This is a genomic window from Streptomyces sp. NPDC047917 (assembly GCF_043204345.1).
In the GTDB taxonomy this organism is placed as follows: domain Bacteria; phylum Actinomycetota; class Actinomycetes; order Streptomycetales; family Streptomycetaceae; genus Streptomyces; species Streptomyces sanglieri.
The window spans coordinates 41,715-63,253 of the sequence record NZ_JBIDCA010000012.1 but is presented as its reverse complement, the minus strand read 5'-3'; the positions used below and the strand labels follow the sequence as shown (position 1 = coordinate 63,253).

The 21,539-nt window shown below is 70.0% G+C and carries 21 protein-coding genes and 2 tRNA genes; 4 read left to right on the top strand and 19 right to left on the bottom strand.

The genetic code is table 11. From position 1 onward, the window contains the following. Positions 1 to 257 precede the first annotated feature (257 nt). The 3 genes from ACGF8B_RS28100 to ACGF8B_RS28090 all read right to left on the bottom strand — a co-directional run bounded on the left by ACGF8B_RS28100 (position 258) and on the right by ACGF8B_RS28090 (position 2,366). Positions 258 to 330: transfer RNA gene (locus tag ACGF8B_RS28100), tRNA-Ala, on the bottom strand. 138 nt (positions 331 to 468) lie between these two features. Further along, positions 469 to 702, bottom strand: coding sequence for a hypothetical protein (locus tag ACGF8B_RS28095; RefSeq protein WP_114244451.1), 234 nt, complete (start codon positions 700 to 702; stop codon positions 469 to 471). A 212-nt stretch (positions 703 to 914) separates the two neighbouring features. Then, a complete protein-coding gene (locus tag ACGF8B_RS28090; RefSeq protein ID WP_392743937.1) occupies positions 915 to 2,366 on the bottom strand; it encodes an MFS transporter in 1,452 nt (483 codons plus the stop codon). A 103-nt stretch (positions 2,367 to 2,469) separates the two neighbouring features. On the opposite strand from ACGF8B_RS28090, the gene ACGF8B_RS28085 reads away from it, so the two are divergent. After that, on the top strand, positions 2,470 to 3,393 hold the full coding sequence (locus ACGF8B_RS28085) for a helix-turn-helix transcriptional regulator (protein ID WP_392743935.1): 924 nt from the start codon (positions 2,470 to 2,472) through the stop codon (positions 3,391 to 3,393). A gap of 105 nt (positions 3,394 to 3,498) precedes the next feature. On the opposite strand, the gene ACGF8B_RS28080 is transcribed toward ACGF8B_RS28085, so the two are convergent. The 7 genes from ACGF8B_RS28080 to ACGF8B_RS28050 all read right to left on the bottom strand — a co-directional run bounded on the left by ACGF8B_RS28080 (position 3,499) and on the right by ACGF8B_RS28050 (position 7,741). Then, positions 3,499 to 3,571, bottom strand: a tRNA-Ala gene (locus ACGF8B_RS28080). 106 nt (positions 3,572 to 3,677) lie between these two features. Beyond that, positions 3,678 to 4,331, bottom strand: a complete 654-nt coding sequence (locus tag ACGF8B_RS28075; RefSeq protein WP_392744614.1) for a histidine phosphatase family protein — start codon at positions 4,329 to 4,331, stop codon at positions 3,678 to 3,680. Next, a complete protein-coding gene (rsfS, locus tag ACGF8B_RS28070; protein ID WP_342285435.1) occupies positions 4,328 to 4,759 on the bottom strand; it encodes a ribosome silencing factor in 432 nt (143 codons plus the stop codon). Before rsfS ends, ACGF8B_RS28075 begins: the two co-directional genes overlap by 4 nt. A 114-nt stretch (positions 4,760 to 4,873) precedes the next feature. Further along, positions 4,874 to 6,664 (bottom strand): LCP family protein, encoded by a 1,791-nt coding sequence (locus tag ACGF8B_RS28065; RefSeq protein WP_392743931.1) that lies wholly within the window; start codon positions 6,662 to 6,664, stop codon positions 4,874 to 4,876. Positions 6,665 to 6,683: 19 nt separating this feature from the next. Next, entirely contained in the window at positions 6,684 to 7,301 is a 618-nt protein-coding gene (gene nadD / locus ACGF8B_RS28060; protein ID WP_124717753.1) for a nicotinate-nucleotide adenylyltransferase, read from the bottom strand. 38 nt (positions 7,302 to 7,339) lie between these two features. Next, positions 7,340 to 7,504: a hypothetical protein gene (locus tag ACGF8B_RS28055; protein WP_164495212.1), complete on the bottom strand. Its 165-nt coding sequence runs from the start codon at positions 7,502 to 7,504 to the stop codon at positions 7,340 to 7,342. Positions 7,505 to 7,588: 84 nt separating this feature from the next. Continuing rightward, a complete protein-coding gene (locus ACGF8B_RS28050; RefSeq protein WP_326765550.1) occupies positions 7,589 to 7,741 on the bottom strand; it encodes a hypothetical protein in 153 nt (50 codons plus the stop codon). A gap of 110 nt (positions 7,742 to 7,851) precedes the next feature. Between ACGF8B_RS28050 and ACGF8B_RS28045 the strand changes: the two genes are divergently transcribed. Next, complete coding sequence (locus ACGF8B_RS28045) at positions 7,852 to 8,994, top strand: M48 family metallopeptidase (RefSeq protein ID WP_392743926.1); 1,143 nt, start codon at positions 7,852 to 7,854, stop codon at positions 8,992 to 8,994. On the opposite strand, the gene ACGF8B_RS28040 is transcribed toward ACGF8B_RS28045, so the two are convergent. The 5 genes from ACGF8B_RS28040 to proB form a co-directional block, all read right to left on the bottom strand. Then, positions 8,906 to 10,048, bottom strand: coding sequence for a hypothetical protein (locus ACGF8B_RS28040; RefSeq protein ID WP_392743923.1), 1,143 nt, complete (start codon positions 10,046 to 10,048; stop codon positions 8,906 to 8,908). The genes ACGF8B_RS28045 and ACGF8B_RS28040 overlap by 89 nt on opposite strands. A gap of 522 nt (positions 10,049 to 10,570) precedes the next feature. Further along, a complete protein-coding gene (locus ACGF8B_RS28035; RefSeq protein WP_392743920.1) occupies positions 10,571 to 11,173 on the bottom strand; it encodes a hypothetical protein in 603 nt (200 codons plus the stop codon). Between the two features lie 67 nt (positions 11,174 to 11,240). Beyond that, a complete protein-coding gene (locus ACGF8B_RS28030) occupies positions 11,241 to 12,524 on the bottom strand; it encodes a glutamate-5-semialdehyde dehydrogenase (RefSeq protein WP_392743917.1) in 1,284 nt (427 codons plus the stop codon). A 275-nt stretch (positions 12,525 to 12,799) separates the two neighbouring features. Then, the gene (locus ACGF8B_RS28025; protein ID WP_342283070.1) at positions 12,800 to 13,300 is read right to left on the bottom strand and encodes a hypothetical protein; all 501 of its coding nucleotides are present in this window, start codon (positions 13,298 to 13,300) and stop codon (positions 12,800 to 12,802) included. Positions 13,301 to 13,443: 143 nt separating this feature from the next. Beyond that, complete coding sequence (proB, locus tag ACGF8B_RS28020) at positions 13,444 to 14,529, bottom strand: glutamate 5-kinase (protein ID WP_392744612.1); 1,086 nt, start codon at positions 14,527 to 14,529, stop codon at positions 13,444 to 13,446. 308 nt (positions 14,530 to 14,837) lie between these two features. Between proB and ACGF8B_RS28015 the strand changes: the two genes are divergently transcribed. Both ACGF8B_RS28015 and rfbC read left to right on the top strand, forming a co-directional pair. Then, complete coding sequence (locus ACGF8B_RS28015; protein ID WP_392743914.1) at positions 14,838 to 16,874, top strand: glycosyltransferase family 2 protein; 2,037 nt, start codon at positions 14,838 to 14,840, stop codon at positions 16,872 to 16,874. Between the two features lie 84 nt (positions 16,875 to 16,958). After that, a complete protein-coding gene (gene rfbC, locus ACGF8B_RS28010) occupies positions 16,959 to 17,558 on the top strand; it encodes a dTDP-4-dehydrorhamnose 3,5-epimerase (RefSeq protein WP_392743912.1) in 600 nt (199 codons plus the stop codon). 72 nt (positions 17,559 to 17,630) lie between these two features. Here rfbC and ACGF8B_RS28005 read toward each other — a convergent pair whose 3' ends face one another. From ACGF8B_RS28005 to ACGF8B_RS27990, 4 genes are all read right to left on the bottom strand, one after another. Beyond that, the gene (locus ACGF8B_RS28005; protein WP_392743910.1) at positions 17,631 to 18,425 is read right to left on the bottom strand and encodes a class I SAM-dependent methyltransferase; all 795 of its coding nucleotides are present in this window, start codon (positions 18,423 to 18,425) and stop codon (positions 17,631 to 17,633) included. Between the two features lie 156 nt (positions 18,426 to 18,581). Continuing rightward, positions 18,582 to 19,466: a dTDP-4-dehydrorhamnose reductase gene (gene rfbD / locus ACGF8B_RS28000; protein ID WP_392743908.1), complete on the bottom strand. Its 885-nt coding sequence runs from the start codon at positions 19,464 to 19,466 to the stop codon at positions 18,582 to 18,584. Continuing rightward, a complete protein-coding gene (rfbB, locus tag ACGF8B_RS27995; protein WP_124717742.1) occupies positions 19,463 to 20,449 on the bottom strand; it encodes a dTDP-glucose 4,6-dehydratase in 987 nt (328 codons plus the stop codon). The genes rfbD and rfbB overlap by 4 nt, the downstream gene beginning before the upstream one ends. Then, complete coding sequence (locus ACGF8B_RS27990; protein ID WP_392743906.1) at positions 20,446 to 21,516, bottom strand: glucose-1-phosphate thymidylyltransferase; 1,071 nt, start codon at positions 21,514 to 21,516, stop codon at positions 20,446 to 20,448. Before ACGF8B_RS27990 ends, rfbB begins: the two co-directional genes overlap by 4 nt. Between the last annotated feature and the right edge of the window lie 23 nt (positions 21,517 to 21,539).

Sequence of the window (21,539 nt, the reverse complement as noted above, 5' to 3'; positions counted from 1 at the left end):
GGACTGATCAGCGCGGCTCGCTAAGCAGAAGGCGTACGGCACGCATGGCGTCAGGGTACCGCACGGCCCCGGAGCCGGGCCGGGCACGACCGAACCATGGACGGGGTGCGGAACCGCCGTACGACGGAACTCCGGCTTCCCGGCATCGACATACGACGGACAGACAGGCGATAGAAGCCAGACGGGCAGACGGGCAAGTGAACCAACGAGAGAAGCGGGCCACCCTGTGTGGGTGACCCGCTTCTCGTTCTTCACTGTGGAGCTAAGGAGAATTGAACTCCTGACCTCCTGCATGCCATGCAGGCGCTCTACCAACTGAGCTATAGCCCCGTGCTGTGTTCCGCCCGGTTTCCCTGGCGACATCGAGAACATTACCGGTGACCCCACCAGTCCACCAAATCGATTCCCGGCCGTATCGATTTGACCCGTTCTGCACCACCTGGGCCTAGGCCGGCGGAGCCGGAGGAGTCAGGCCGTGGCGAAGGAGTAGAAGCGTTTGAGCGTGCAATGCTCCTCCAACAGCCGACCGTAGATCGGCTCCCCCTCCAGCTCCCGATAGGTCTCGATCGGGTCGCCCTTTATGATCAGCGCCCGCGCACACTCCTCGCACCAGTACTGGAACTCCGGATTGATCGGGTCCATGTCCCTGACGATGGGCGTACCGCTGCCGCACCAGTCACATTTCCGCCTGTGTGCACCCATGGGTCAGCTCCGGCTTTGGCCGCGGGCGGTGCACATGAAGAACGTCCCGCCGCTCTCGGGGGCTGCACGGAATCCGGGGACAAGGAGCAGGTCCGGGACCTCGTGGCGGCTCGCAGGCATCGCGCTCCCTCCCGTTCGGTCCGTCGCCCCCTCCGGCGCTCCGATTCTGCCATGAGCCCGCAAGAGGGGCAGCCCGCCGGAGAACCGGCCACTCACCGACGCCGTACGAGACCCGCCGCCGCACCTGCCACAGCGGCTGCGGAGAGCGCGAGCGCACACGCCCACAACGCCTGCCCCGACCCCTGGGCCCCTTGTGCATCAAGGCGGTTGAGGTAGAGCGTGCCGAACGCGGCGACCCCGGTCAGCTGTCCGAGCTGGGTGACCGTCACCAGTACGCCGCTCGCGTCGGCCGCGTCCTTGGGACGCACGTCCGCCAGCGCCCTGGTAAGGGTGGGGCTGAAGCCGAGCGCCAGGCCGACACCCATCGCCGCGAAGGCCGCATACAGCACGGGCCCGCCGTCGCCGCCCCCACGCATCAGGAGCCCGACGGCCAAGGAGGCGACCGCCACGAGTACGAACCCGCCGGGCACCAGGGCCCTTTGGAGCCCGGCGGGCCACCGTCGCCAGGTGAGCCCGGCCACGCCGAACACCAGCGCCGTCGGTGCGAACATCAGCCCCGCCCGCAGCGGTGAACAGCCCAGACCTCCCTGAACGTGCAGCGTCATGGCAAAGAGGAAGCCGCCGTTGATCGCCATCACCAGGAGAATGCGCAGCGCCGCCCGGGCGATACCGGGAACGCGCAGCACCCCGGGGGCGATCAGGGGCGCACCACCGCGCGCGGCCAGCCGCGACTCGTACGCCGCGAAGACGGCGAAGAGCCCCACGGAGACGGCCATGCAGAACCGGGACCAGAGCGGCCAGTCCAGTTCCTGCCCGAGCACCAGGGGGACGGTGAGCAGCGTGACTGCGGCGGCGAGCAGGACCAGCCCCGGCAGATCGAGGCCTCGGGCCCGGGCCTGGACCCTGCCGGGCGCGGTGCGCGGCTCGCGCGGCAGCACACGGCGGCCGAGCACCAGCAGAACGAGCCCGATGGGCACGTTGACCAGGAAGACCGGCCGCCAGCCCGCACCGAAGAGATCGGCGCTGACCAGTACCCCGCCGAGCACCTGCCCGGCGGCCGCCCCGGTGGCGAGCACCGCGCTGTAGGCGCCGAGTGCCCTGATCCGTGCCTCGCCGGTGAAGTGGCGCTGGATGAGGCTGAGCACCTGCGGAATCATCACCGCCGCGGCCGCGCCCTGCACCAGCCGGAAGGCGATCAGCTGCCCCGTTCCCGCAGCGAGTCCGCAGGCCAGCGAGGCCGCGGTGAAGAGGCCGAGCCCGACCAGATGGGCCCGGCCGTGTCCGAGCAGGTCGCCGAGCCTGGCGCCGGTGATGAGCAGCACCGCGTACGTGATGGTGTAGCCGGCCACGACGAGCTGCAACCCGGCGCCGGAGGCGTGGAGTTCGCTGCGGATCGTCGGGGCGGCGACGTTGACGATGAAGATGTCGAGCAGCGCCATGAACTGGGCAGCGAGCACCAGGGCGAGCACTCTCCCGGAGCGGTTGTCAGTGGCGGGGTCTTTACTGGTTGCGGAACGTGGAGTTGCCTCGGATGCCGTCGTCATGACATCGAGCCTGGCCCCGGCCGAATACGGGTAACGAGAGCCCGCTGATGCTGGTACCGACAGCACCTGGCAACTCCCTCACGGGTCACCGAACATGGGGGGCGTGGCAACGGTGACGACACATCAGGCGGCGGACCGGACTACGGGCCGGACTGCGGACCGGGCGGGCGGACGGGCGGCACCCAGGACGAGCCGGCACCGGCGGCGCCCGGAGCTCGCTGCGTTTCTGCGCAATCGCCGGGCGCGGGTGACACCCGCCGATGTGGGCATGGCCCCCGGGTTGCGCCGCCGCACCCCCGGCCTGCGTCGCGAGGAGGTCGCGCAGCTCTCCGGCGTCGGCGTCACCTGGTACACCTGGCTGGAACAGGGCCGTCCCATCAACGCGTCACCGCAGGTACTGGACGCCGTGGCGCGCACGCTCCGGCTGGACGCGTCGGAACGCGAACACCTCTACCACCTGGCGGAGGTGGCCTGCGTGCCCGGCAGACAGTCCGACGTCTTCGAGGTGGGGCCGGAGATCCAGGGCATCATCGACGCGCTCGACCCCCATCCCGCCGTGGTCTACAACACGCGATACGACATCCTTGCCACCAACCCCGCCTATCGCGATCTGTTCGCCGTCCCGGAGATCGTGGGAACGGGGATACGCAACGTGCTGTGGACGCTGTTCACGGCGTCCGAGGACGCCTGTCCCGTGGTCCACCGGACGCAGGAGCTGCCGATCATGGTGGCCACGCTGCGGGGCGCGTACGGGCGCCATGCGGGCGAGCCCGCCTGGGAGTCGTTCGTCGAACGGCTCTCGGCCGCCAGTCCGTACTTCGCCGAGCTGTGGCGCAGTGGGAACGTCGCCCCGCCCGGACCTCGGGTGAAGACCTTCCGGCACTGGGCACTGCCCGGGGAGATCCGGATGACCTCGGTGTCGTTGTCCGTCAACGGGCTGCCGGAGTGCCGGATCGTGGCGTACACCCCGGCCGACGAGGACAGCGGAGAACGGGTCGCCGCGTTGCGGCGGCGCCGGGCAGGGTGAGGGGCCACAAGGAACCGCAGGGAAGCCGCAGGGAAGCCGCAGGGAAGCTTCACTAGCAGAGAACGCAAAAGATCCCGCCCCCTTATGGGGACGGGATCCTGATTGTGGAGCTAAGGAGAATTGAACTCCTGACCTCCTGCATGCCATGCAGGCGCTCTACCAACTGAGCTATAGCCCCGTTGTTCGCTGTGCTTCTCTGCGTTTCCGCGCCGCGAACAAGAAGAACTTTAGCCTGTGACCTGCCGGAAAGTGAAATCCGGCCGCCAGGGGCTGCGGGGCAGCCCTCAGGTGTCGTCGCCGAGCACCGGCTCGGGCAGCGTGCCGGCGTTGTGCTCCAGCAGGCGCCATCCGCGCGCCCCCTCGCCCAGCACCGACCAGCAGCAGTTGGTGAGCCCGCCGAGACCTTCCCAGTGGTGCGCCTCCAGGCCGAGCAGCCGGCCGATGGTGGTGCGGATGGTGCCGCCGTGGCTGACCACGACCAGCGTGCCGTTCTCGGGCAGCTTGTCGGCGTGTCCGAGGACGACCGGGGCGGCCCGGTCGGCGACCTCGGTCTCCAGCTCACCGCCGCCGCGGCGCACGGGCTCGCCGCGCTTCCAGGCGGCGTACTGCTCGCCGTACTGCCCGACGATCTCCTCGTGGGTGAGGCCCTGCCAGGCACCCGCGTAGGTCTCGCGCAGCCCCGCGTCGTGTGCGACTTCGAGGCCGGTGATCGCGGCGAGCTCGGCGGCGGTGGCCGCCGCCCGCTGCAGATCGGAGGCGACGATCGCGTCCGGCTTCAGCGAGGCCAGCAGCCGGGCGGCCCGCTGGGCCTGCCCGACTCCGGCATCGGTGAGCGCGATGTCCGTGGAGCCCTGGAACCTGCGCTCCAGGTTCCAGGCCGTCTGGCCGTGACGCCAGAGGACGATCCTGCGGCCCCTGCCGCTTCCGCCGCTGTTCAGCTCTGCTCACCTTCCGTGCCGCCGGTGAGCCGGGCGTGCTCCTCGGCCTTCCCACGGGTCTTGACGGCGTCCTCGGGAAGCGCGATCTCGGGGCAGTCCTTCCAGAGTCGCTCCAGCGCGTAGAAGACCCGCTCCTCGCTGTGCTGGACGTGGATGACGATGTCGACGTAGTCGAGGAGGATCCAGCGGGCGTCGCGGTCGCCCTCGCGGCGTACCGGCTTGGCGCCGAGCTCCTTCTGGAGCCGCTCCTCGATCTCGTCGACGATCGACTTGACCTGGCGGTCGTTGGGGGCCGAGGCCAGCAGGAAGGCGTCCGTGATCGACAGCACGTCGCTGACGTCGTACGCAATGATGTCGTGCGCGAGCCGGTCGGCGGCCGCCTGAGCGGCGGCGTTGATGAGCTCGATGGAGCGGTCCGTGGCGGTCACAAGCAGGCTTTCGTCGGCGGTCAGGTCAACCTCTAGGGTCTCACGGACCGCCGACAGCCCACGCAGCGATTGTTCGCGGATGGGATCCACATCGCCCGAGCGGCCGGATGCCGCCTATTTGATCTTGTAGTCCTGGCCGAGCACGACCGACACATCCGCGTTCGCGGCGGGCTTGCCCTGCTTCACCACGTTCACCGGCAGGCCCAGGGTCTTGGCGACCTGCGTCGCCTTCCCCTTGTCCGTCGCGGCCTTGTAGACGACCTCGGACGTCGTCGCCGGGTCGGCCGTTCCGCCGCCGACGAAGGTGTAGCCGCCGTTGATCAGCCTGATCCGCGCGGACTCCGTGCCGTCCGTGTTCCCGGTGCCGTTCCTGACACCGACCCGGACAGCCGCGTCGGCGGCCGGAGCCTTGACCGTGCCGCCCAGGATGTCCTTGACGACGCTCTCGGTGGCCGCTTCGGTGAGCGACCCGTCGTCCTGGACGGGCAGCAGTGCCGTCTTGTAGTCGCCGACCTTGGCGTGCTCGGCGAGCTTCGCCAGGGAGGCCGCCAGGTCCTTCTCGGGGAGCGACGGGTCGAGGATCTGCCCCAGCGTCTGCACGGTGACCGTGGCGGCCTTCGGATCGTCCGAGAGCTTCCGCAGAACGCCCCGCATGACCTCCCCGAACCGCGTGAGCTGCTTCGCCTCGGCCTCGCCCGGCCCCCGGTACGTGGCGTACGCGACGGCCATCTGCCCGCTCAGGGTCTGCGCCTCGCCCTTCTTCACCAGGGGGGCGGCCCCCTTCTTCGCGTCCGGCACCTCGGTGTCGGTGTCGACCTCGATGCTGCCGATCAGGTCGACCAGGGTCTCCAGGTACGGGGTGTCGAGCCGCCACGTACCGCTGATGTCGGTGCCGAGCAGGGTGTCGATGGACTCGCGGGTGCCGGTGGCGCCGTCGTCGTCGACGGACTTGCCGAGGGTGGTCGTGGCGCCGCCGTCGTCGGCGACCGCCAGCGAGTTGGGGAGCAGGACCGTGGCGCCCTGCTTGGTCGTCACATTGTCGACGAGCAGCGCCGTGGAGGTGCCGCCCTTCTTGGTGTTGTGCAGATGGACCACGATGACGTCCCGCTTCTGCGGGCCCGTCGATGCCGTGTTGTCCTTTTCCGAGCCGGACAGGCCCGGGATCTTTCCGGCGGACCAGAGGTAGCCGACACCGCCGACCACGATCAGGGCCACCACGACTATCAGCGCGACCACGCGGTTGCGGCCGCGACGCCGTGCCTCCTCGCGTCGCTCGCTGCGGCTCTCGGTGAACTTCAGCCAGTCGATGACGTCTTCGGAGTCCTCGTCGGGCTCCTCGATGAAGGAGAACTGCTCGGTGCGGTAGTCGCGGTCGGCACGGCGCTGCCCGGGGACGGCGGCGTCCGGCTCGTCGCCGGCGCCGGGCTCGGGAGCGGACTCCGGCGAGGTCGGGGCGGCAGGTGCGGCAGGTGCGGCAGGTGCGGGCTGAGGGGCCGCCTGTTGCGGGATGTTCCACTGCTGGGTGGTATCGACCGCGGCAGGCTGCCGGCCGGTGTCGTAGCCGTAGCCGTCATAGCCGCCGTACGCCTGCTGTTGCGGGTGCTGGGGCTGGTGCGGGTGCTGCTGTTGGGGCGGCTGCGGCTGCTGGGAGGCGTACGGGTCGTACGACTGCGGCTGCACATGCTGCTGCGACTGCGGCTGCTGCTGGGCGTACGGGTCGTATCCGTACCCCTGGTCGGCCTGTGGCGACTGCTGCGGCTGCTGCGGCTGCTGGGAGGCGTACGGGTCGTACGGCTGCTGCTGGACCTGCTGCGGCTGCTGGTACACCGGCTGGCCGTACTCGTCGTAGCCGATGATCTGCGGCTGCTGGTAGTACGGGTCGTACGCGTTCTGTCGGTCGTTCACCGGTGCCCCTCTGCGTCGCTCATTCGCCGCGGTACAGCTGGCGCTTGTCGATGTAGCGGACCACACCGTCCGGCACCAGGTACCAGACCGGATCCCCCTGCGCGACCCTCTCACGGCAGTCGGTGGACGAGATAGCGAGCGCGGGAACCTCGACGAGGGAGACCCCGCCCTCCGGCAGTCCGGCGTCCGTGAGCACATGGCCCGGCCGTGTCACGCCGATGAAGTGGGAGAGCGAGAACAGCTCGTCCGCGTCCCGCCAGGTGAGGATCTGGGAGAGCGCGTCGGCACCGGTGATGAAGAAGAGGTCCGCGTCGCCGTGGATCGCGCGCAGGTCCCGCAGCGTGTCGATGGTGTACGTGGGACCGCTGCGGTCGATGTCGCTCCGGCTGACCGAGAACTGCGGGTTGGACGCCGTCGCGATGACCGTCATCAGATAGCGGTCCTCGGCCGGGGAGACGTGCTTGTGGCTCTTCTGCCACGGCTGCCCGGTCGGTACGAAGATCACCTCGTCGAGGTGGAACTGGGCGGCCACTTCACTGGCCGCCACCAGGTGTCCATGATGAATCGGGTCAAACGTCCCGCCCATCACGCCGAGTCGGCGCTTTCCGCGGCCGGTAGGCACTTCCTGCTCTCCCATGCGTGCAGAGCCTACTGGCACAGCTGTTCGCCTTCGTTTCAGCGGTCGCGGTTGAAGCGGGTGGTGATCCACAGCAGGAGCAGCAGCGCGATGAATGCACCGCCGCCGGTCACGTACGGGCTGAGGCTTTCGTGGTTGCCACCGTGCTCGCCGCCCTCGGAGGCGAGAGTGACCAGCTGGTGTGCGGTGCTCGTGAGGCTCATCTTCGGCAGGACCTATCGATCGGGAGTCGGAAGGAAGACGTCGCGCACATCGTATGCGTGCGCCCTGGGCACGCTCACGCCGACTCAGTCGTTGTTGTCGTCGTTGCGGTATCCGCGGAGCAGGAACCAGCCGAGCAGCACGGCTCCGACGAGCGAGGCAAGCAGCACGATACGGAGCGTATTGCCTGGCCCCTGGTCCCCGGATGCGGCGGCGAGCAGAGCAACGGTGTGCGGCATGTCGGGCGTCTCCTCAGTTGTCCACAGCCCCCCGCACACCGTAGCCCCAGCACCTACGCTGGGAATTGTCAGGGGGGCGAGCGAAATCTCGTACGAACAGGGGGCCATTCATGACCGAACACAGCCACGAGAGCCACGAGAACGTGCCGAGCCGGCAGCGCAGGCGCTTCGCAGGGATCTCGTCCCGGGCCTACGAACACCCGGCGGACCGCTCGGCGCTGGTGGCGCTGCGCAAGTTGAGCGGTTTCGACACCGTGTTCAAGACGCTGAGCGGCCTGCTGCCCGAGCGCAGTCTGCGACTGCTCTTCCTCTCCGACTCCGTCCGGGTGAGCGACGCGCAGTTCGCCCACCTCAACGACATGCTTCGCGATGCCTGTTACATCCTGGACCTGGAGAAGGTCCCGCCGATGTACGTCACCCAGGACCCTCAGCCCAATGCCATGTGCATCGGCCTCGACGAGCCGATCATCGTGGTGACGACGGGGCTGGTGGAGCTGCTCGACGAGGAGGAGATGCGGGCCGTCGTCGGCCACGAGGTGGGGCACGCGCTCTCCGGCCACGCGGTGTACCGCACGATTCTTCTCTTCCTCACCAATATCGCGTTGAAGGTCGCCTGGATCCCGCTCGGCAATGTCGCGATCATGGCGATCGTGACGGCACTGCGCGAGTGGTTCCGCAAGTCCGAGCTGTCGGCGGACCGGGCCGGACTGCTCGTCGGCCAGGATCTGCGGGCCTCGATGCGTGGCCTGATGAAGATCGCGGGCGGCAACCACCTGCACGAGATGAACGTGGACGCCTTCCTCGCCCAGGCCGACGAGTACGAGAAGGGCGGCGATCTGCGGGACTCGGTGCTCAAGATCCTCAACCTGCTGCCCCGCTCGCACCCGTTCACCACGGTGCGTGCGGCCGAGTTGAAGAAGTGGTCCGAGACCCGTGACTACCAGCGGATCATGGACGGTCACTACCCGCGGCGCGACGAGGACAAGGACACCTCGGTGACCGACTCCTTCCGGGAGTCCGCGGCCCACTACGCGGACACGGTGCGCTCCAGCAAGGATCCGCTGATGAAGCTGGTGGGCGACATAGCGGGCGGCGCCGGGGACCTGGGCGGCAAGCTCCGCGACAAGTTCACCGGCCAGGGCGGATCGGCGGGCCGGGGCGGCGCTACGGGCGGCTCGACGGACTCTGCGGGGCCGGAGGAGCCCCGGAATCCTGATGAGCCGGGGACCGGGTCGGGGCCTGCCGGGAGCTGACCGCCAGGGTTCCGCACAACGCCGCCGTGGGCCGGTCCGTCGCGTACGGGTCGGTGCCCGCGGGGCCGCGGGAGACGGCGTGCTGCCCGGCGAGCAGCGGGGTCAGCGCACCGGTGGTGTCGGCCGGGCACGACTGCGGTCCGGCCTGGACGTAGCTGCTGCGCAGCTCCAGCCGGTGCAGCCGCAGGTCCTCCCGGTCGAAGCGGAAGTGCAGCTCGCGCCGTACGGTGAAGAGCGAGGCGCCGTCCGTCGGCTGGGGCCCGGGGACGGCCGGGCGGAGCGTGTAGGTGAAGGTGTGGTCCGACACCACCTCCAGCGTGTCGGAGCCCTCCTCGGTGTAGCTCAGAGTTCCACGGACCCGGATGTCCGGGGAGGCCAGGGCCACCTTCGACGGATCGAACCGCACCAGCCACCCGGTGGCGGCGTGCTGCCCGTCGTCCTGCGGCCTGCTCATGCTGCGCTCGAACTGGGCCGTCTGATCCGGGTCGAGCAGCAGCTCCACCGGGCGGGCCGCGGTTCCGTTGAGCACGTCGGAGTCGAGCGAGGAGGCCACCAGATAGTCCTTGACGGTGGTCAGGGCCGTCGCCACCTGGCTGTCGGAGAAGTTGTCGGTCCGCCTGACCGCCGGCAGGTTGATGCCGTCGGCACCTGTTCCGAAGTGGGCGGCGGGGCTCTTGGCGAGAAGGGCGGCAGCGGTGCCGCCCGGTACGGCGCCCTGTGGTGCCAGGGGCACGACGGTCGATCTCAGCGGTTCGGCCCGTCTGCCGAGGGGGGCCTCGTACGGGTGGCGGAGGCCCATGTACACGGCCGTTCCGAAGGCCAGGGCGATCAGGAGGACCAGGGCGATGGCGGCTCGGGGGCCGGTGCGCAGGCGTCGGGCCGGCAGGCTGCGCACGGCGGGGGCGTGGTCCTCCATGCGCTCCTGGGCGGAGAATTCCTGCAACCGGGCAGCGCGCACGAACGACTCGTCGAAGACGAGCGACCTGTACTCGTCCTCACCGCCGCCCTTCGGGCTCTCGGGCGAGCCTTCTGGTGGTTCTCCGCGGTCTGCCATGACTTCTCCCGACTCCACGTCACCGGCCTGGGCCGGAACGCTTCGCTCTGCTTCGGCCGAACGGCTTCGGACAGGGCCTGCCCGTCATGAGTTCGTATGACGTCGCACGACTGCGCATGTACGGACGAGTGAGAAGCCCCCTCAAAGAGAAGAGAGGGGTCACACCTTCAGGGTAGGTCGATTGCGACCGCGGTAAACGCCGAGCCGTGAGCGAACCACGGAGAAACAGGAGAATCGGCCGGGAGCTTCGCCGGAGCCCTGCGGGCACACCGAGTCGGCACGCGCCTCGGCCCGCGAGTGCCTCGGCCTCCGTGGGTGCCGCAGCCCGGGGGCCGCGGCCCATGGGTGCCACGGCCCGTGGGTGCCAGGGCCCGTGGGTGCCGCAGCCCGCACCCCCGCCTGCAGAGCCGCCCAGCCTAGGAGTCTTCCCCGCCTGCAGTTCCTCGGTCCGTACGCTCCTCGGTCCGTAAGCTCCCCGGTCCGTGCGCTCCTGGTCCGTGCGCTCCTCGGTCGGCGCGTGCCTCAGTCCGTGTGAGGTATCGCGGACACGGTGGGGCGCAGATAGCCCGTGGGGGCCGGTGGGGTGGCGTCGGGGACGGAGCCCGGAGCGCTGTCCACGCCGGTAGTGGCGGGCGGCGGGGCGGGGTCCTGGCGGTTGCCGGAGGTGTTGCGGTAGACGGCGCTGAAGGCCAGCGCGACCATGCCGATGCCCATCAGCACGGCGAGCAGCCAGGCCACCGGCCGGTGCCAGCGCGCCGCGCCCCGGTAGGGCCGCAGAGCGCCGCCGTGGCGCCCGTAGGGGCCGCCGCCGCCGTACGCGCCGTCATCGCCGTCCAGCGGGTCGTCGTAGGCGCCCTCGCGGCTGTACTCGCCGGGGCCGTACCCGTCGTCGTAGAGCTCGTCGTCCATGGGGCCGCCGCCCGCCCGCGCCCGGGATGCCTCCGCCTCGGCGCGCGCCTGGGCGGCCGCCAGCAGCCGCTCCACGGCGGTCGGCTCATGAATCTCGGCGGCCCGTACGAAGTCCTCGTCGAACACCACGGAGGCGAAGTCCTCGTCCGCGCCCCCGCGGTCGTCGTCGGGCTCCCAGCCGTCCGGGAACGGCCTGCCCCCCACGTCGTCCGGCACGGCTCCAGACTAGCCCCGAAGGGACGTTCTGGGCAGGGAGCCCGCGACATTCACCGGCCCGGGAAGGTCACCGGACATGGCCGTCGCCCGTGACGATGTACTTCGTCGAGGTGAGCTCGGGCAGGCCCATCGGTCCCCTGGCGTGCAGCTTCTGCGTGGAGATGCCGATCTCGGCGCCGAAGCCGAACTGACTGCCGTCGGTGAAGCGGGTGGACGCGTTGACGGCCACCGTCGTGGAGTCCACCAGCTGGGTGAAGCGGCGGGCCGCGGCCTGCGAGGTGGTCACGATCGCCTCGGTGTGGCCGGAGGACCACAGCCGGATGTGTGCGACGGCCGCGTCCAGCGACTCCACGACGGCCGCGGCGATGTCGTAGGAGAGGTACTCCGTCTCCCAGTCCTCCGCCGTCGCCTCGACCACGGTGGCCTTGGACCCCGCGGCGTATTCGAGGACCCGCTCGTCGCCGTGGACGGTCACGCCCGCGTCGGCCAGTGCGTCCAGGGCGCGCGGCAGGAACCTCGCGGCGACGTCCTTGTGGACCAGGAGCGTCTCGGCGGCGTTGCAGACGCTCGGTCGCTGCGCCTTGGAGTTGATCAGGATGTCCACGGCCATGTCGAGGTCGGTCTGCGCGTCCACGTACACATGGCAGTTGCCGGTGCCGGTCTCGATGACCGGCACGGTGGATTCCTCGACGACCGTACGGATCAGCGAGGCGCCGCCGCGCGGGATGAGGACATCGACCAGGCCGCGGGCCCGCATCAGTTCCCGTACCGAGTCACGGTTCTCGCCCGGGACCAGCTGCACCGCGTCGGCCGGGAGCCCGGAGCCGCCGACGGCGTCACGCAGCACCCGTACCAGCGCGACGTTGGAGGAGTACGCGGAGGACGAACCGCGCAGCAGAACTGCGTTGCCGGACTTCAGGCAGAGGACCGCGGCGTCGACCGTCACATTCGGCCGGGCCTCGTAGATGATCCCGACCACGCCGAGCGGCACCCGGACCTGTCGCAGGTCGATGCCGTTGGGCAGGGTCGAGCCGCGGACGACCTCGCCCACCGGGTCGGGCAGCGCCGCCACGTCCCGCACATCGGCGGCGATCGCGCGGATCCGCTCCGGGGTGAGGGTGAGCCGGTCGATGATCGACTCGCTGGTACCGGCCTCCCGGGCGCGGGCGACGTCCTCGGCGTTGGCCGCGACGATCTCGGCCGTCCGCACTTCGAGCGCGTCCGCGATGGCCAGCAGCGCGTCGTCCTTCGCGGCGCGCGGCAGCGGCGCGATGTCGGCGGCGGCGGAACGTGCCCGGTAGGCGGCCTGAGCGACCGGGGACATGTTGTCGTACGGCGAGAGCGTGGTCATGCCCGCAGGGTAGTGCGCACACTACGGGCATCCGGCACGTATCCCGTGATGCGAGACAGCTCCCACTGGCAGTTTCCACCAGCGGGTCCACACCGGCGGCTCCCACTCGCAGTTTCCACCAGCGGCTCCCCACCGGCGGCTCCCACTCGCAGTTTCCACCAGCGGATCCACACCGGCGGCTCCCCAGGTCGAGGCTCCCCCGGCGTCCCACCGGTGGCGGCGCCCCGCAACCCCCGGAACCCGGCCCCCGGAGCCACCCCCGGGGGCCGCCGGGCTCAGTACGGATGCACCCCCACCGGCGCGGCCGGAGGCGGTCCGTACCCCTCGGCGATGCGCTGGTGGTACGTCTCCCGGTCGATGACCTCCAGACCGACGATCTCCCAGGGCGGGAGCTTGGCCGTGGAACGGTGCTCGCCCCACAGCCGCAGCGCGACGGCCGCCGCGTCGTGCAGATCCCGGGCCTCTTCCCAGTAGCGGATCTCCGCGTGGTCGTCGGCGTACCTGCTGGTCAGCAGGAAGGGATGGTCGTGCGCGAGCTGTTCGAGTCCGCGTCTGATCTCCGCCAGCGGGGTGGCGGTTCCCGAGACGCTGAGCGTGATGTGCCACAGCCTCGACGGGGTGCGTTCCTCCTTCACCACCGTCTGCTCGGACCCGGTGGTCCGGTCGTCCCCTCGCTCCTTGGTCCGGCCCCCGTCGAAGCCTGAACCGGCTCCGACGCTGGTCAGGGCCCGGCCACCCGTTCCTCGGGGCGGCGCCCCCGGGCGCGCTCGTCTCACCGGCGGCCTCCTGTGAATGCGTTTGCTGTGCTGTACCCCGCTGTTTCCCCGTTACAAAGTTGACCAGCCCGCGGCCGGGGATGGGGCGGTTTTCGTGAAGGTCTCTGCCCCGAGGCTGGACTTTCAGTCGTTCCAGGGGTTTGTCAGCCGTGCAGTACGACCAGATCGTCCCTGTGTACGACCTCGCGCTCGTACGCCGGGCCGAGCTCCCGTGCCAGGTCGCGGGTGGAACGGCCGAGCAGTTGCGGGATCTCCTTGGCGTCGAAATTGACGAGTCCGCGGGCCACCGGCCGGCCTTCGGGATCGCGCAGCTCCACCGGGTCACCGGCGGTGAAATCCCCTTCGACCGAGGAGATTCCGGCGGGCAGCAGCGAGCTGTGGCGTTCGACGACCGCCTGTACGGCCCCGTCGTCCAGGGTCAGCGAGCCCTGCGGGGTGGAGGCGTGGGCGAGCCAGAGCAGCCGGTCCGCCGAGCGGCGTCCGGTGCGGTGGAAGTACGTGCCGGTGTCGCGGCCGGCCAGGGCGTCGGCGGCCCGGCTCGCCGAGGTGAGGACGACGGGCACTCCGGCCGCGGTGGCGATCCTGGCCGCCTCGACCTTGGTGACCATGCCGCCGGTGCCGACGCCCGCCTTCCCGGCGCTGCCGATGGTGACGCCCGCGAGGTCCCCGGGGCCGGTCACTTCGGCGACCCGCGAGGTGCCCGGGGTGCTGGGGTCGCCGTCGTAGAGGCCGTCCACGTCGGAGAGCAGGACCAGCAGGTCCGCGCGGACGAGGTGGGCGACCAGGGCCGCGAGCCGGTCGTTGTCGCCGAACCGGATCTCGTCGGTGGCGACGGTGTCGTTCTCGTTGACGACCGGGAGCGCGCCCATGTCCAGGAGCTGGTCGAGGGTGCGGCAGGCGTTGCGGTAGTGGGCGCGGCGGCTGGTGTCGTTGCTGGTCAGCAGCACCTGGCCGACGCGTACGCCGTACCGTGCGAAGGAGGCGGTGTAGCGGGCGACGAGCAGTCCCTGGCCGACGCTGGCGGCGGCCTGCTGCCTCGCCAGGTCCTTGGGCCGGCGCAGCAGTCCGAGCGGTGCGAGCCCGGCCGCGATGGCGCCGCTGGAGACGAGCACGATCTCGCGCTCCCCGCCGCTGCGCACCTTGGCCAGTACGTCGACGAGTGCGTCGACGCGGTCCGCGTCGAGGCCGCCGGCCGCGGTGGTGAGGGATGAGGAACCGACCTTGACCACGATCCTGCGGGCCTCTGTGACGCCCTGCCTTGCCCCTGACACGTCCATCCCCAATGATTCGGCCTCGCCCAGCCCCCGCAATCTACGCGAGCGGCGAATCCGGCGCCCGGGTGTTCCGCCCTCTGGACCTTCGCGTCCGCGCACTGTCGGCAGAATCCCACCGGGTCGGCATGAGCAACCGTTGGGGCCTCTGAGTCATCTAACAGCCGATAGGGTGAACGGCGGGTGGCTTCCTATGCCATTTTCAGCAGCAGGCCTCGCATCCGCCGCCGGCCAGAGGGACTTCTCACAGACATGGGACAGCAGCAATGCCAGTCAAAGTAAGTGTCGTCATTCCTGTATACAACCCGGGCAAGTACATCGACCCCTGCATCGACTCGCTGCTGCGACAGACCCTCCCGGCAGGGGAATTCGAAGTCCTCTTCGTCAACGATGGCTCGACGGACGACACTCGTGAGCGGCTCGAAAAGCTGGCCGGGGAGCACCCGCATTTCCGTGTGATCACCATCCCGAACTCCGGATGGCCCGGGAAGCCCCGCAACATCGGTGTGGACGAGGCGAAGGGCGAGTACGTCCAGTTCGTCGACCAGGACGACTACCTCGCCTCCGGCGCCCTGCAGCGGCTGTACGACATGGGCCACCGCAACGGTTCGGACATCGTCATCGGCAAGGTGGCGAGCAACTTCCGCGGCGTCCCGCACGGCGTGTTCAAGAAGAACCGCGAGAAGTGCACCCTGCACGACGCGCCCCTGTACGACAGCCTCACGCCGCACAAGATGTTCCGTACGGAGTTCCTCCGCGAGAACGGCATCGCCTACCCCGAGGGCAAGCGCCGGCTTGAGGACCAGCTCTACATGATGCAGGCGTACTTCCCCGCCAAGGTCGTCTCGATCCTCGGCAACTACACCTGCTACTACTACTCCCGGCGGGACGACGGCCAGAACGCCGGTTCGGCGAAGATCGTGCCGTCCGGCTACTACGGCAACCTCCGTGAGGTCCTCGACGTCGTCGTGGACAACACCGAGCCCGGCGAGTTCCGGGACATGCTGCTGCGCCGCTTCTACCGCGTCGAGATGCTCGGCCGGCTCAGCGAGCCCGCAGTCCTCAAGTACGCCCCCGAGTACCTGGACGAGATGTGCGACGCCGTCCAGGGCCTGGCCACCGACTTCATGGACGACGGAGTGCACGACGGGCTCGGCCCGGTGCTCCGGCTTCGCTCCACGCTGCTGCGCAACAACGACCGCCAGGGCCTGGTCGAGATCTCCCGGTTCGCCGCGTCGGTCAAGGCGGCCGCCCGTCTTGAGGGCTTCGCCTGGCGGCCGGACGGCCGGATCGACCTCACCATCAGCGGTCGCCTCGTCCACGGCGAGGACCAGAGGCCGCTGACGCTGCTGCGCCGCGACGGGCGCTACTTCCTGCACCCCGACATCACCGAGGGCCTGCTGCCGGACGGCGAGCTCCTGGACGTCACCGACGACATGGACGGATTCTCCGCCGAGCTGTCGCTGCGCAACCGTGAGACCGCCGTCGAGTGGTCCTGCCCCGCGAGCTTCACCGCCCGGGTCGAGGAGCTCGGCGACGACGTCTGCGAGGTCGTGCTGCACGGCAGCGGCCAGATCGGCTCGGAGGCGGTCAAGGGCCGCGGCCGGGTGTCGCGCGGTTTCTGGGACGTCTGGGTGCCGCTGCGCGGCCTCGGCCTGGTCCGCAAGGCCCGGCTCGGCGCCGACCGCGCCCCGGAGGTGGACGCGGCCTGCCTGCCCGCCCTGCTGGGTTCGCCGGCCCGCGCCGTCATCCCGTACTTCACCGACCCGCACGGCAACATCACCCTCGATGTGGCCCGGCGCGCCAAGAAGCTGACCGAATACCTCGAAGGGCGGCCGCTCCAGCGGTCCCCCGGCGGCTCCGAGCTCCGGCTGGACCTCTTCACCGTCGACGGCACCGGCCCGACCCCGACCACCCTGGTCCTGAGCCCGGCGGACGGGGCGGGCGGCTCCTCGCACCAGCTCCGCACCACCCTGCGGCCCACCGACGGCCGGGCCCACCTCACGGTGCCCGACCGCGCGCCGGGTGTCCCGGCCGGTACGTGGAAGCTCGCGGTCCGGCTGGACGGCGACAAGAACCCCGCGTTCCACCTCTGCGACGTCACCGTCGCCAAGAACGGCCGGATCACCCTGCCCGCGAGCCTCCCGGCGATCGACCCGGGGATCATGCTCGGCATCACCAGCAGGCGCCGGAAGGCGAAGCTGCGCCGCGCGCTGCGCACCGTCGGCGGTCCCATCGTGCGCAGGCTCCCGGCCAAGAGCCGCAAGCGGGCGCGTCGCCTGGCCGCCCGGTTCACCGGCTGACCCGCGCCCGTACCGCCGTACCTCTCCCACCAGAACACCGGCCGAGCGCATCGGCCACGAGCAACAGAACAAGGACGTGATCGCATGCGGCAGCTCTCCATCGAAGGGGCCTGGGTGCATGAGCCCAAGGTCTTCCCGGACAGCCGCGGCAGCTTCCACGAGTGGTTCAAGGCGTCGGAGCTGAGCGAGGCCGTCGGCCACACGCTGCGTCTGGCGCAGGCCAACTTCTCCGTCTCCAGCCGGGGGACGCTGCGCGGGGTGCACTTCGCCGATGTGCCGCCGAGCCAGGCGAAGTACGTCAAGTGCGTGCGGGGCGCGGTGCTCGACGTCATCGTGGACATCCGGGTCGGCTCCCCCACGTACAAGCAGTGGGAGGCCGTCCGGCTCGACGACGTCGACCACCACGCCGTCTACCTCGCCGAGGGTCTCGGGCACGCCTTCATGGCGCTGACGGACGACGCCTCGGTCAGCTACCTGTGCTCCGAGGGCTACGCGCCCGGCCGCGAGCACGGCATCAACCCGCTCGATGCGGAGCTGGGCATCGAGTGGCCCGAGGGCATCGCCCCGCTGCTGTCCGACAAGGACGCCGCGGCGCCCTCGCTGGCCGAGGCCGAGGAGCAGGGCCTGCTGCCCTCCTACGAGGCGTGCCAGGCGTACTACGCGCAGCTGCGCGCCCGCGGCTGAGCCACCCGCCGATACGCCGAAGCCCCCGTGGTCCGTACGGATCACGGGGGCTTCGGCGTCGTCCGGGTGGGATCAGCCCGTCACTGCCTCGATGCGCGAGCGCAGCGGCGCGAAGGCCGAGCGCGAGCGGTGCAGGTTGCGGGCGCGGGCCAGGGTCGGCCAGAAGTCGGCGCGCAGCAGCGTCTCGGGCCGGACCGCGTTCTTGCGGACGAGCACCTCCTCGGGCACGTCCTGCGGGTCGGGTACGACGAACTCCTCGATGATCTTGTCGTACTCGTTCTTCAGGACGTTGTTCTCCGGGTCGGCGCCGAACACGGCGACCACGCCGGTCGGTTCGGTGTCCACCTCGACGACCACCAGGTCGGGGCGGTAGCGGCGGAGCACCTGCACCACCTTGTACACGTCGCCGGTCCAGTACTTGGTGTGCCGGTCGCGGGCCGCCTCGTCGACGTCGCGCGGCAGCATGTCGTCGAGAACGATCACGCTCGACCAGCGGGAGTGCTTCTCCACGTTCATGAAGTCGCGCAGGGCGTACTCGAAGAGGTGCATGCCGTCGATGAAGGACAGCTCCAGCTTCGGGTCCCCGCCCAGGACGTTGAGCGGATCGCGGCGGGCCAGCGCCCGGAACGGGTTCCTGCCGTTGCGCAGGTGCAGCAGCGGATCCTTGCGGGCGAAGAAGTCGTCGCTGGTCGCTCTGACCAGGTGGACGTCACAGCTGATGTCCGTCACGACCCGGAAGGCGGGGTCGACGGCGACGGAAGGTACCCGTGAGAGGGCCAGGCTTCTGCCGTCGTTGACCCCGATCTCCAGATAGTTCCGAGGCCGGTAGACGCGGTGCAGATGGCGCAGGAAGTCGTGGCGGTTCACGTGGAGCTGCCCTTCGAAGGAAACCAACTGGTCCGGTTCCCGGCGAAGTTACCTCATGACCGCACTGTGATGTAAGCGTTCCCCCTGATGTAAACATTCGTTGCGAATATCTTTGAAATTCGACGAGATTTGACCATCTATACGATCAACTGATGATCATGCCCGCTCTGCCGCGACAAGGGCCGGAAATGCTTCCGCGAGTGCCGCCCGCCAGTCCCGGACCGGTTCGATCCCGGCCGCCGCCCAGCGGTCGTGGCCCAGCACACTGAACGCGGGCCGGGGGGCCGGCCGCACGAAGGCCTCGCTGGTCGTGGGGCGGACCCGCTCGGGGTCGGTGCCGAGCAGCCGGAAGATCTCCCGGGTGAAGCCGAACCAGGTCGTCTCGCCGCCGCTGGTGCCGTGGTAGACGCCCGCCGGGGCGGTGCCCGCGAGGGCCGCCTGCCCGAGCCGGACCAGCCGGTCGGCCAGATCGACGGTCCAGGTGGGCTGACCGCGCTGGTCGTCCACCACGTCGAGGGTGTCCTTGACGCCCTCCAGCTTGATCATCGTACGGACGAAGTTGCCGCCGCCCGCGCCGTACAGCCAGGCCGTGCGGACCACGTATCCGGACTCCGGCAGTGTGCTCAGCACGGCCTGCTCGCCGGCCAGCTTGGTGCGGCCGTAGGCGCTGCGCGGCCCGGTCGGGTCGTCCTCGGCGTACGGCTTCTCGCCGTCTCCGGCGAAGACGTAGTCCGTGGAGACCTGGAGGAGCACGGTGCCGTGCTCCCGGCAGGCCTCGGCGAGGACGGCGGGGCCGGTGCCGTTGACCCGCAGCGCGGCGTCCTCCTGGGACTCCGCGTCGTCGACCGCGGTCCAGGCGGCGCAGTTCACCACGACGGCCGGGCGGTGCTTCGCGAAGGCCGCCCGTACCGACTCCGGGTCGGCGACGTCCAGTGCCGCCCGGTCCGCGGCGACCGCGGTGACGTCCTCACCGGCGAGCCGGGCCAGGACGTCCTGGCCCAGCATCCCGGCGGCTCCGGTGACCAGCCAGACGGCGCTCACAGGGCGGCCCGGTCCTTCAGCGGCTCCCACCAGGCGCGGTTGTCGCGGTACCACTGCACGGTCTCGGCGAGGCCGGTGCGGAAGTCCTTGCGGGGCTCGTAGCCGAGCTCCTCGCGGATCTTGGTGCAGTCGACCGAGTAGCGGCGGTCGTGGCCCTTGCGGTCCTCGACGTAGGTGACGCTGGTGTCCCAGTCGGCGCCGCAGGCGTCCAGCAGCAGGCCGGTGAGCTCCTTGTTGGACAGCTCGGTGCCGCCGCCGATGTTGTAGACCTCGCCGGCCCGGCCCTTGGTGCGCACCAGCTCGATGCCCTGGACGTGGTCGTCGATGTGCAGCCAGTCGCGGACGTTGGCGCCGTCGCCGTAGAGCGGGACCGTCTTGCCGTCCAGCAGGTTGGTGACGAAGAGCGGGATGACCTTCTCGGGGAAGTGGTGGTGCCCGTAGTTGTTGGAGCAACGGGTCACCCGCACGTCGAGGCCGTGGGTGCGGTGGTACGAGAGCGCGATCAGGTCGCTGGACGCCTTGGCCGCGGAGTACGGCGAGTTGGGCGCGAGCGGGTGGGTCTCGGGCCAGGAGCCCTCGTCGATCGAGCCGTAGACCTCGTCGGTGGAGATGTGCACGAAGGTCTTGATGCCCGCGAGGTGCGCGGCGTGGATCAGCGTGTGGGTGCCCACCACGTTGGTGCGGACGAACTCGGCGCCGCCGTCGATGGACCGGTCCACGTGGGACTCGGCGGCGAAGTGCACCACCTGGTCGTGCTCGGCCATCAGCTTGGCGACCAGCTCCGGGTCGCAGATGTCACCCTGCACGAACCGGAAGCCGGGGTGGTCGCGCACCTCGTCGAGGTTGGCCGGGTTGCCCGCGTAGGTGAGCTTGTCGAGGACGGTGACAGCGATGTCGCCGGGGCCCTCGGGGCCGAGCACCGTACGGACGTAGTGCGAGCCGATGAAGCCGGCGCCGCCGGTCACCAGGATGTTGGTGGTCATGAAGAGATCTGCACCTTGCTGTGGTCGCCGAGCACGAGTCGGTGGGCGGACGGGGAACGGGGGGCGGGGGTCACCTCGACGTCACGGCCGATGAGCGACGCCTCGACGCGGCGGACACCGGAGAGGGAGGCACCCCGCAGAACGATGGAGTACTCGATCTCACTGTCCTCGATGCGGACGTCCTCCGAGACCGAGGTGAACGGGCCCACGTACGCGCCGCTGATCACCGAACGGGCACCGATGATCACCGGACCGACGATGCGGCTGCCGCTGACCTTGGCGCCCGGCTCGATCCGGACCCGGCCGATGATCTCGCTGTCCGCGTCGACGTCGGCACCCTCCTGGAACGGCTCCACGGCCTCCAGAACGGTCCGGTTGACCTCCAGCATGTCGGTGACGTTGCCGGTGTCCTTCCAGTAGCCGCGGATCGTGGTGGAGCGCACGTCGCGCTTCTGGTCGATCAGCCACTGGATGGCGTGGGTGATCTCCAGCTCGCCGCGCCAGGACGGCTCGATCGAGCGGACCGCCTCGTGGATGGCCGGGGTGAAGAGGTAGACGCCGACGAGCGCCAGATCGCTCTTGGGCTCCTTCGGCTTCTCCTCCAGCGACGCCACCCGGCCGTCGGCGTCGAGCTCCGCGACACCGAAGGAGGTCGGATTGGGCACCTGGGTCAGCAGGATCTGCGCATCGGGCTTGTCCGCGCGGAACCCGTCCACCAGACCGGTGATCCCGCCGACGATGAAGTTGTCGCCGAGGTACATGACGAAGTCGTCGTCGCCCAGGAAGTCGCGGGCGATCAGCACCGCGTGGGCGAGGCCGAGCGGCTCGTCCTGCGGGATGTAGGTGACCTCGATGCCGAGCGCGGAGCCGTCTCCGACCGCCTCGCGGATCTCGGGGGCGGTGTCGCCCACGATGATGCCGACCTCGGTGATACCGGCTTCCGCGATGGCTTCCAGGCCGTAGAAGAGCACGGGCTTGTTCGCCACGGGCACCAACTGCTTGGCCGAGGTGTGTGTGATGGGACGCAGGCGGGTGCCGGCCCCTCCGGATAGTACGAGAGCCTTCACGTGACCAGTCCCCATGGTGTTCT